Genomic DNA, 10,033 nt, shown 5'->3' with positions numbered 1-10,033 from the left:
CATGAAGATCCTGGAAGACGCCAAGGTGCCGTATTCGATCCTGGCGGGCAATCACGATGTGATCCTGGATCGCGACTACGTGGACCCCAGCAGCCAGGCCAGCGCCACCAGCGGCACCAGAATGCGTACCACCGCGGCCTGCAGGCCAGCCGCGGCTGGCTGGCCCGCCAGCCAGGCCCAGGTCAGCCACAGCATCAAGGCCAACAGGGCGGCGGCCACTCCGACGCACAGGGGGCGCGAAGGGGGCTGGGCCACGGTGAGGCGCAGCCATTCCCAGCAGGCGCAGGCCGCGCCCACCGCCAGCAGCGCCACGAACCACCAGGGATTACCTGACGCCAGCGTCGCGGCAAGCACGGCCAGCAGGATGACGGCGGTAATGACTCGTTGACCGAGCATGGGGGGTCTCCGGGGCCTTCAGCGCGCGCCGGCATCGCGCAACTGCGCGCTGGTGCGGCCGAATCGGCGTTCGCGGTTGCTGTACCAATCGAATGCGGTGTCGAGTTCGGCCGCGCCGAAATCCGGCCAGTACTGGTCGGTGAAATACAGTTCGGTGTAGGCCAATTGCCAGATCAGGAAATTGGAAATGCGCTGTTCACCGCCGGTGCGGATGTACAGGTCGGGCTCGGGGGCCCAGGCCATCGACAGGTGCTGGGCCAGGTGCGCTTCGTCGATGCACTGCGGATCGCGGCCCAGATTGGGGTTCTGGCTGAGCATGGCGCGCGTGGCCTGCAGGATGTCCCAGCGGCCGCCGTAATTGGCCGCCACGGTCAGGTGCAGGCGATCGTTGTGCGCGGTACGCGCCTGCGCGTCGGCGATCAGGGCCTGCAGGCGCGGCTCGAAGCGCGACATGTCGCCCACCACGTGCAGCCGCACGCCCTGCTCGTTGAGCTTGTCGACTTCGCGTTCCAGGGTTTGCACGAACAGCCGCATCAGCAGCGAGACTTCTTCGGCGGGACGCCGCCAGTTCTCGGAACTGAACGCGAACAGCGTCAGGTAGCGCACCCCGCGCCGGCCGCAGGCTTCGACCACGCGCCTCACGGCCTGTACGCCCTTGACGTGCCCCGCGGTGCGCGGCAGGTGCCGGCTGGTAGCCCAGCGGCCGTTGCCGTCCATGATGATGGCAACGTGCCGGGGCACGGCGTCGGTGTCGGGAACAGCCTGGGTGGAACTGATTGCCATGTGCAGGTTAGTGTCGTGCCGGTAAGCGGCCCGGATGAGGGCTGCAAGCCAAATGAATCGCGCCGCCTCGCCGATACCGCGCTAGCCAGGCGAGCAACGTACGGCGCGGCGGCGCGCGGAATCGGTACCTGTCACAAATTATACGGTCATGATTTCCGCTTCTTTCTGGGTGACCAGCTTGTCGATGTCGGCGACATGGCGATCGGTGAGCTTCTGGACGTCGTCTTGCGCGCGGCGCTCGTCGTCTTCCGAGATCTCTTTGTCTTTGACCAGCTTCTTCAGGGCCTCGTTCGCTTCGCGGCGCAGGTTGCGCACGGCGATCTTGGCGTCTTCCCCTTCGCCCTTGACCACTTTGGTGAGGTCGCGGCGGCGCTCTTCGGTGAGGGCCGGCATGGGCACGCGGATGGAGTCGCCCATGGCCATGGGGTTCAGGCCCAGGTCGGATTCGCGGATGGCCTTCTCGATGACCGAGGCCATGGGCTTTTCGTAGGGCTGCACGCTGATGGTGCGCGCGTCGACCAGGTTCACGTTGGCCACCTGGCTCACGGGCACCGGCGAACCGTAGTATTCGACCTGGACGTGGTCCAGGATACCGGTGTGGGCACGCCCGGTACGGATCTTGGACAGGTTGACCTTCAGCGTGTCCAGCGACTTGGCCATGCGGCCTTCGGCCGATTTACGGATTTCTGCGACGCTCATGAGGAATTCCTTTGCTTAAACGTGTACCAGTGTGCCTTCGTCTTCGCCGCTGGCAGCGCGCTTGAGCGCGCCGGGCTTGTTGATCGAAAACACCTTGATGGGCAATTTCTGGTCGCGGCACAGCGCGAACGCGGTGGCGTCCATGACCTCGAGCCGGCGCACGATGGCTTCGTCGAAGCTGATGCGCGCATAGCGCGTGGCGGTGGGATCTTTGTTGGGGTCGGCGCTGTAGATGCCGTCGACCTTGGTGGCCTTCAGGACGATTTCGGCGCCGATCTCGGCTCCGCGCAGCGCGGCGGCGGTGTCGGTGGTGAAGAACGGATTGCCCGTGCCGGCCGCGAAAATGACCACCTTGCCTTCTTCGAGGTAGCGCAGTGCCTTGGGGCGGATGTAGGGCTCGACCACCTGGTCGATGTTCAACGCGGACTGGACCCGGGTATCGACGTCTTTGTGCTTCAGGGCGTCTTGCAGCGCCAGCGCATTCATGATGGTGGCCATCATGCCCATGTAGTCAGCAGTGGCGCGGTCCATGCCCTGCGCGCCCGGCGCCACGCCGCGGAAGATGTTGCCGCCGCCGATGACGATGGCCAGTTGCACGTCCAGCGCCACGACTTCCGCGATTTCTTCGGTCATGCGCAGGATGGTGCTGCGATTGATGCCGAAAGCATCTTCGCCCATCAGCGCTTCGCCGGAAAGTTTGAGAAGTACCCGTTTGTATGATCTGCTGCTCATAGCGATGTCCGGAGGAACGATCCGACGAAAGTGTAAGACAAGAAATAGGGCCGGACTAGACTTTTATCTAGCCGGCCCCAGGTGCGGCTACCGATCAGGCGCGGCCGGCGGCTGCAGCGGCGACTTCGGCGGCGAAGTCGCTGGTCTTTTTCTCGATGCCCTCGCCCACCACGAACAGCACGAATTGGCTGATCGAGGCGCCCTTTTCCTTGAGCATCTGCTCGACGGTCTGCTTGTCGTTCTTGACGAAGGGCTGCGACAGCAGCGTGACTTCCTTCAGGAACTTCTGCACCGAACCTTCGACCATCTTGGCCACGATTTCGGCCGGCTTGCCGGATTCGGCGGCCTTCTGCTCGGCGACCGAGCGCTCGGCGGCGATATCATCGGCCGGCACGCCGTCGGCGTTCAGCGCCTTGGGCTTGGTGGCGGCGATGTGCATGGCCAGGTCTTTGCCGATTTCTTCGATGCCGGAGTATTCCACCAGCACGCCGATCTTGCCGCCGTGCACGTAGCTGGCCAGCGCGTTCGGGGTTTCGATGCGCTGGAAGCGGCGCACCGAGATGTTTTCACCGATCTTGCCGATCAGGGCGGTACGGGTGGTTTCAACCGTGCCCTCGCCCATGGGCAGCGCCGACAGGGCGGCGACATCGGCGGGCTTCTGGACGGTGACGAGTTCGGCCAGCTTATTGACGAAAGCGATGAAATCGTCGTTCTTGGCCACGAAGTCGGTTTCGCAGTTCACTTCGATGACGGCGCCCTGCTTGGCGTCGGCCGAGATGAACAGGCCGATCAGGCCTTCGGCGGTGACGCGCGCGGCGGCCTTGCTGGCCTTGTTGCCCAGCTTGACGCGCAGGATTTCTTCGGCGCGGGCCAGATCGCCTTCGGCTTCGGTCAGGGCCTTCTTGCACTCCATCATGGGCGCGTCGGTTTTTTCGCGCAGTTCCTTGACAAGGGCGGCGGTAATTTCAGCCATGATTGCTCCAGTTTCGCTAAGACATGCCCCGTCGGCAACGGGACACATGGTTTGATTCGACAAGACACCCGCGGGCGGCGGGCATGAGACGGGAGCCCGTCTCGAGGTTCCAGCCCGGGCCGGCGCACGCGGCGCGGCCCGGGGCCGGATCAGGCTCAGGCCTGGTTGTCCTGCACTTCGACGAACTCTTCCGAACCCTCGCCGGCTTCTTCGACCAGGCCGTTCAGGTTTTGCTCGCGGCCTTCCAGCACGGCGTCGGCGATGCCCTTGGCATACAGCGCGATGGCCTTGGCCGAGTCATCGTTGCCCGGGATGACGTAGTCGATACCGTCGGGCGAGTGGTTGGTATCCACCACGGCCACGACAGGGATGCCCAGGGTGCGGGCTTCGGCCACGGCGATCTTGTGGTAGCCGACGTCGATCACGAACAGCGCGTCGGGCAGGCCGTTCATGTCTTTGATGCCGCCGATGGACTTGTTCAGCTTGTCGAGCTCGCGCTGGAACAGCAGGCCTTCTTTCTTGATCATGCGCTCGGCGCCGCCTTCGGCGACGACGGTTTCCATGTCTTTCAGGCGCTTGACCGAGGTCTTGACCGTCTTGAAGTTGGTGAGCATGCCGCCCAGCCAGCGGGCGTCGACGTAGGGCATGCCGCAACGGGCGGCTTCAGTGGCGACCAGTTCGCGCGCGGCGCGCTTGGTGCCGACGAACAGGATGTTGCCACCGCGGGCGGCCAGCTGCTTGACGAACTTGGTGGCGTCTTGGTACTTGGCCACCGTTTGTTCGAGGTTGATGATGTGGATCTTGTTGCGATGGCCGAAGATATACGGGGCCATCTTGGGATTCCAGTAACGGGTCTGGTGACCGAAGTGGACACCAGCTTCCAGCATTTCGCGCATGAGGGACATGAGATTCTCCGAGGGTTGGTCCTTGCGCTACACCTGTACCGGCCCATGCATGGCATGGCTGGCACCCTGGGTGGCATAGCGCGCGATTTCCTGATATCAGGATGAACAAGCCTGAAACCCGGCCGGCCGATCGCCCCTATGGCGTATAGCGGCGAACAAACCCAGACGACCGTAGCGGCAGACAGGGCCTACAATGGCAATATTCCATTCAGGCCATGCATGCCGCGGGCTGAAAAAGCCGGAAAAAGCATCGGTTGGGAACTTCCTTGGAATTCGTCTGGAACTCCGCTGGAATCCTGTCCGGGCTTCCCTGGCTTTGCCCCCGGTTTTTAGGCAAGCCTATAATTCTACTATTTTTCCACACAGTTACTCAAGCCAATACATGGGCATCGTTACCAATCCCGCCGATCTGGACAAAATGCGCGCCGCCTGCCAGGACGCCGCCAAGGTCCTGGATTTCATTACTCCCTACGTCAAACCTGGCGTCACAACCGGCGAGCTCGACCGGCTGTGCCTGGAATACCTGACCGATGAACTCAAGGTGAAATCGGCCACGGTGGGCTATGCGCCGCCCGGCTATCCCCCCTTCCCCGGCGCCATCTGTACCTCGGTGAACCACCAGGTCTGCCACGGCATCCCGGGCGACAAGGTACTGAAAAACGGGGACGCACTGAATATCGACGTCACCATCATCAAGGATGGATGGTTTGGCGATACCAGCCGCATGTACCACGCGGGCGAGCCCTCGATCCAGTCGCGCCGCTTGGCGGAAATCACCTTCGAATGCATGTGGAAAGGCATCCAGCAAGTGCGCAACGGCGCCACGCTGGGCGACGTGGGCAACGCCATCCAGAAGCACGCCGAATCGAACGGCTATTCGGTGGTGCGGGAATTCTGCGGCCACGGCATCGGCCAGAACTTCCACGAAGACCCCCAGGTTCTGCACTATGGCCGGCCGGGCAGCGGCGTGCGCCTGAGCACCGGCATGATTTTCACCATCGAGCCCATGATCAACGCCGGCCGCCGCGAAATCCGCCAACTGGCCGACGGCTGGACGGTGGTCACGCGCGACCACAGCCTGTCGGCCCAGTGGGAACACACGGTTTGCGTCACCGACACCGGTTACGAGGTGCTGACCCTGTCGCCCGGCGTGCGGCAACCGCCGTCCTTCGTCACCGAGCCGCTGCTCATGCCCGCCGCCTGACGGGATCGCAGCCATGTGCGCCGCCGTGTCCACGCTGCCCGACCTGCGACAGCGCCTGCAAGCCGCGCGCGGCACGGCCATCGCCCAGTTCCGCCAGCATAGGCGGCCCGACACCCTGCTGACCGACCTGCGGCGCATCGTCGACCAGGCCTTGCGCGACCTGCTGAGGCTGCACCCCTTGCCGGCCGGCGCCACGCTGGCCGCCGTAGGCGGCTACGGACGGGGCGAACTGTATCCGCATTCCGACGTCGATCTGCTGATCCTGCTGCCGCGCGCCCCGCTACCCGACGAGGCCGGCGCCATCGAAGGCCTGGTGGCGGCACTGTGGGACCTGGGCCTGGAACCGGGCCACAGCGTGCGCACGCTGGCCGAATGCGAGCAGGAAGCCCAGGCCGACATCACTGTCGAGACGGCCCTGCTGGAATCGCGCTGGCTGGCGGGCAGCCGCGCCCTGATGAAGCAATTCGAGGCCGCCATCCAGGCACAGCTGGACACGGCCGCGTTCTTCCAGGCCAAGCGCGTCGAGATGCAGCAGCGCCATGCGCGCTACCAGGACACACCCTACGCCCTGGAGCCCAACTGCAAGGAATCGCCGGGCGGCCTGCGCGACCTGCAGGTCATTCTGTGGATGGCGCGCGCCGCCGGCTTTGGCGGCACCTGGCGCGAAGTGGCCCAGGCCGGCCTGCTGACGCCTTCCGAAGCGCGCGACCTGCGCCGCGCCGAACAGGCGTTCAAGCGCCTGCGCATCGAGCTGCACTTGCTGACGGGCCGCCGCGAAGACCGCGTACTGTTCGACCTGCAGCCCGGGCTGGCCGAGGTATATGGCATCCAGGCCACCGCCACGCGGCGCAGCAGTGAACTGCTGATGCAGCGGTACTACTGGGCCGCCCGGCTGGTTACGCAACTGAACGCGATCCTGGTGCCCAGCATCGAGGAACGCCTGTATCCGCGCCTGGACACGGGCGCCCGGGACATCGACGAAGACTTCCGCAGCGTGCGCGACCGCCTGGACATCGTCCGCGACGACGCCTTCCAGCGCAACCCTACCCTGCTGCTGCGCGCCTTCCTGGTCATGCAGCAACATGCCGATCTGACCGGCATGTCGCCGCGCATGCTGCGGGCCATCTGGCATTCGCGTCACCGCATCGATGCGCAATTCCGGCGCAACCCGGTGAATCGCAAATTGTTCCTGCAGATTCTGCAGCAGCCGCGCGGCATTGTGCACGAACTGCGGCGCATGACCATGCTGAATATCCTGCCGCGCTACCTGCCGGTGTTCCGCCGCATTGTGGGGCAGATGCAGCACGACCTGTTCCATGTGTATACGGTCGACCAGCACACCCTGGCGGTGGTGCGCAACATCCGGCGCTTCACCATGCCGGAACACGCGCAGGAATACCCGCTGGCCAGCCAACTGGTCGCCAATCTGGAACGCCACTGGCTGCTATATGTGGCCGCGCTGTTCCACGACATCGCCAAGGGGCGCGGCGGCGACCACTCCGAACTGGGTTCGCGCGATGTGCGGCGCTTTGCCCACGACCACGGCCTGGACCCGGAAGATGCCGAACTGGTCGAATTCCTGGTGCGCCAGCACTTGCTGATGTCGGCTGTGGCGCAAAAGCGCGACCTGTCCGATCCGGACGTCATCCAGGAATTCGCCGCCACGGTGCGCGACGAACGCCACCTGACGGCCCTGTACCTGCTGACCGTGGCGGATATCCGCGGCACCAGCCCCAAAGTATGGAACGCCTGGAAAGGCAAGCTGCTGGAAGACCTGTACCGCCTGACGCTGGCTGCCCTGGGCGGGTCGCCCGCCGATACCCACACCGTGCTGACGGAACGCAAAGAAGAAGCCGCGCGCCTGACCCGCCTGGCGGGGCTGCGCGATGACGCGCGCGAGGCTTTCTGGAACCAGCTGGACGTGGCCTACTTCCTGCGGCACGACGCGTCCGATATCGCCTGGCACACCCGCCATCTGTACTACCAGGTGGCTCCGGACGGCCCGGTGGTGCGGGCGCGCCCCACCGAGCAGGGCGAAGGCCTGCAGATCATGGTGTACACGCGCGACGTGCCGGAACTGGTGGTGGCCATCTGCGCCTATTTCGATGCCAAGTCGCTTGGCATCCAGGACGCCCGCATCCATACCACCCGGCACGGCTGGGCCCTGGACAGCTTCATTGTGCTGCTGCCTGAAGGCAGCAGCGATTTCCGCGCCCAGGCCACGCTGGTCGAACACGAGCTGGCCCAGTTGCTGCGCGACCCGCATGACACCGAGGCCACGCGCGGCGCCTACAGCGCGCCGGTGCGACGCCGCCAGTCGCGCATTTCCAAGGTGTTTCCCGTCATGCCGCAGGCCGAACTGCAGCCCGACGAGCGCAGCCAGTCGTGGCGCCTGTCGGTTACCGCCACCGACCGCCCCGGACTGCTGCTGGCCTTGACCCGCGTCTTCGCGCGCCACGGCGTCAGCGTCGGCATGGCCAAGATCATGACACTCGGCGATCGCGTGGAAGACGTCTTCATCCTGACCGGATCCACCCTGGAACGGCCGCGCAACCAGATGCAATTCGAACGGGCCGTCCTGGACGCGCTGGCCGGCGAAGAAACCCGGCAGCAGGCGGCCTGAACCTCCTTGGCGAGTTTTTGCGGGCACGACTAGGTGTCCGGCTCCCATCAGGGTGCCGGACACCGTCCTACTGAGACTGTCGTGACATGCAACGGTGTCTGGCACCCTGGCGGGAGCCAGACACCGGGTCGAGTCTGCGAACGCTCGCCGCGGCGGCTTGGGTAGCGCGTGCCGCCGCCTGGCATCAGGCCGCCTTCAACCGTCCCTCATCCGCCGCCTGCAGCTTCGCCTGCGCATCGCGCAATGCCGTGCGCAGCCCCTCTTCCACCACCGGGTGGTAGAACGGCATGTCCAGCATCTGGGCGACCGTCAGCTGCTGCTGCACGGCCCAGGCCAGCAGGTGGCCGATGTGCTCGGCCGCCGGGCCCACCATTTCCGCCCCCACGAAGCGTCCGCTGCTGATGTCGGCATACACATGCAGCATGCCCTTGTTTTTCAGCATGACGCGCGAACGGCCCTGGTCGCCGAAGTCGACTTCGCCCGTGACGAAACTGCCCGGCGGCAACTTGCCATAGGACGCGCCCACCAGGGCGATCTGCGGGTCGGAAAACACCACGCCCAGCGGCGCGCGCCGCAGGCCCGGCCGCACGGCAGGAAAACGCGCGGCGTTCAGGCCGGCGATGCGGCCTTCGTCGGCGGCCTCGTGCAGCAAGGGCACATCCGCATTGGCATCACCCGCGATGAAAATAGGCGCGGAACCGGACTGCAGGGTCTCGCGGTCGAACTCGGGCACGCCGCGCGCGTCACATGCCAGGCTGGTGCGGTGCAGGTCCAGGCCGTCCACATTGGGGCGGCGGCCGGTGGCCACCAGCGCATAGTCGAAACGCTCCGTGCGCTCGGTATTGTCCAGCGCCACATAGCGCACCTCGACCTCGTCGCCCACGCGGCCGGTGGACAGCACCCGCGCATCCGGATCCAGGTAGAACTCGTCCTGGAACGCACGGCGCGCCCGCTGCCGCACCTGCGGGTCGCTAAGCCCGCCCAGGCTGCCGCTGACGCCGAACACGCGCACCCGCACGCCCAGGCGCGCCAGCGCCTGGCCCAGTTCCAGGCCGATGACCCCCGGCCCGAACACCGCGACGCTGCGCGGCAGGTCTTCCCAGGCGAACACATCATCATTGACGACCAGCCGGTCGCCCAGCGCCTGGAAGGAAGCCGGCACCGCGGGCCGCGAGCCGCTGGCAATGACCACGCTGGCGGCGCGCACCTCGATGCGGTCGTCCACATGCAGCGTGGCGTCTCCGACGAAGCGCGCATAGCCGGCCAGTTTGTCCTGCGCGGGAATGTTCTCCACGCCCTGCAGCACGAAACCGACGAAGCGGTCGCGCTCGCCGCGCACCCGCGCCATCACGGCGCGGCCGTCCACCCGCACCGGTCCGTCCACATGCACGCCAAAAGGCGCGCCATGCGCGGCGGCGTGCGCGGCCTCGGCTGCCGCGATCAGCAGTTTCGAAGGCATGCAGCCCACACGGGCGCAAGTAGTGCCATAGGGGCCGCCTTCGATCAGCAGGGCGCGCTTGCCTTCGGCGCGCGCTGCGCGATAGGCGGCCAGGCCGGCGGTGCCGGCGCCGATGATGGCGACATCAGTGTGCAGAATATCCATGACTTTTCCATGCAGAACCGGCGCCGCAGCATTGGGCCGCGCCGGAAAACGAGCGCCCGCGCGGGCCGCCTGGCGGCCGACGCGGGCGTGGTGTGGATCAGAACGGCGCCGGGAT

At 65.8% G+C, this 10,033-nt stretch carries 8 protein-coding genes and 1 pseudogene; 2 read left to right on the top strand and 7 right to left on the bottom strand.

Translation table 11 applies throughout. From position 1 onward, the window contains the following. Positions 1-81: 81 nt before the first annotated feature. From LPZ50_RS16315 to rpsB, 6 genes and pseudogenes are all read right to left on the bottom strand, one after another. Positions 82-396 (bottom strand): annotated as a pseudogene (locus tag LPZ50_RS16315) (phosphatidate cytidylyltransferase); the annotation flags it as partial. Positions 397-414: 18 nt separating this feature from the next. Further along, positions 415-1,179, bottom strand: coding sequence for a polyprenyl diphosphate synthase (gene uppS, locus LPZ50_RS16310; RefSeq protein WP_230662639.1), 765 nt, complete (start codon positions 1,177-1,179; stop codon positions 415-417). A 138-nt stretch (positions 1,180-1,317) separates the two neighbouring features. Then, positions 1,318-1,878: a ribosome recycling factor gene (gene frr, locus LPZ50_RS16305; protein ID WP_230662637.1), complete on the bottom strand. Its 561-nt coding sequence runs from the start codon at positions 1,876-1,878 to the stop codon at positions 1,318-1,320. A 15-nt stretch (positions 1,879-1,893) separates the two neighbouring features. Continuing rightward, positions 1,894-2,610, bottom strand: a complete 717-nt coding sequence (gene pyrH, locus LPZ50_RS16300) for a UMP kinase (RefSeq protein ID WP_230662635.1) — start codon at positions 2,608-2,610, stop codon at positions 1,894-1,896. 94 nt (positions 2,611-2,704) lie between these two features. Then, positions 2,705-3,583 carry a translation elongation factor Ts gene (gene tsf / locus LPZ50_RS16295; RefSeq protein WP_230662633.1) on the bottom strand — a complete coding sequence of 293 codons (879 nt, stop codon included), beginning with the start codon at positions 3,581-3,583 and terminating at the stop codon, positions 2,705-2,707. A 155-nt stretch (positions 3,584-3,738) separates the two neighbouring features. Next, positions 3,739-4,488, bottom strand: a complete 750-nt coding sequence (gene rpsB / locus LPZ50_RS16290; RefSeq protein WP_230662631.1) for a 30S ribosomal protein S2 — start codon at positions 4,486-4,488, stop codon at positions 3,739-3,741. Between the two features lie 382 nt (positions 4,489-4,870). Here rpsB and map point away from each other — a divergent pair, with 382 nt between their 5' ends. Both map and LPZ50_RS16280 read left to right on the top strand, forming a co-directional pair. Continuing rightward, positions 4,871-5,692, top strand: coding sequence for a type I methionyl aminopeptidase (gene map, locus LPZ50_RS16285; protein ID WP_230662629.1), 822 nt, complete (start codon positions 4,871-4,873; stop codon positions 5,690-5,692). 13 nt (positions 5,693-5,705) lie between these two features. Beyond that, positions 5,706-8,315 carry a [protein-PII] uridylyltransferase gene (locus tag LPZ50_RS16280; protein ID WP_230662627.1) on the top strand — a complete coding sequence of 870 codons (2,610 nt, stop codon included), beginning with the start codon at positions 5,706-5,708 and terminating at the stop codon, positions 8,313-8,315. A gap of 184 nt (positions 8,316-8,499) precedes the next feature. On the opposite strand, the gene LPZ50_RS16275 is transcribed toward LPZ50_RS16280, so the two are convergent. Further along, positions 8,500-9,918, bottom strand: a complete 1,419-nt coding sequence (locus tag LPZ50_RS16275) for a dihydrolipoyl dehydrogenase (protein WP_230662625.1) — start codon at positions 9,916-9,918, stop codon at positions 8,500-8,502. Positions 9,919-10,033 lie beyond the last annotated feature (115 nt).

The organism is Bordetella petrii, from assembly GCF_020991325.1.
In the GTDB taxonomy this organism is placed as follows: Bacteria; Pseudomonadota; Gammaproteobacteria; order Burkholderiales; family Burkholderiaceae_B; genus Bordetella_A; species Bordetella_A petrii_E.
Note: the sequence above shows the minus strand (reverse complement) of the source record. Positions and strands in the feature narration are given on the sequence as shown.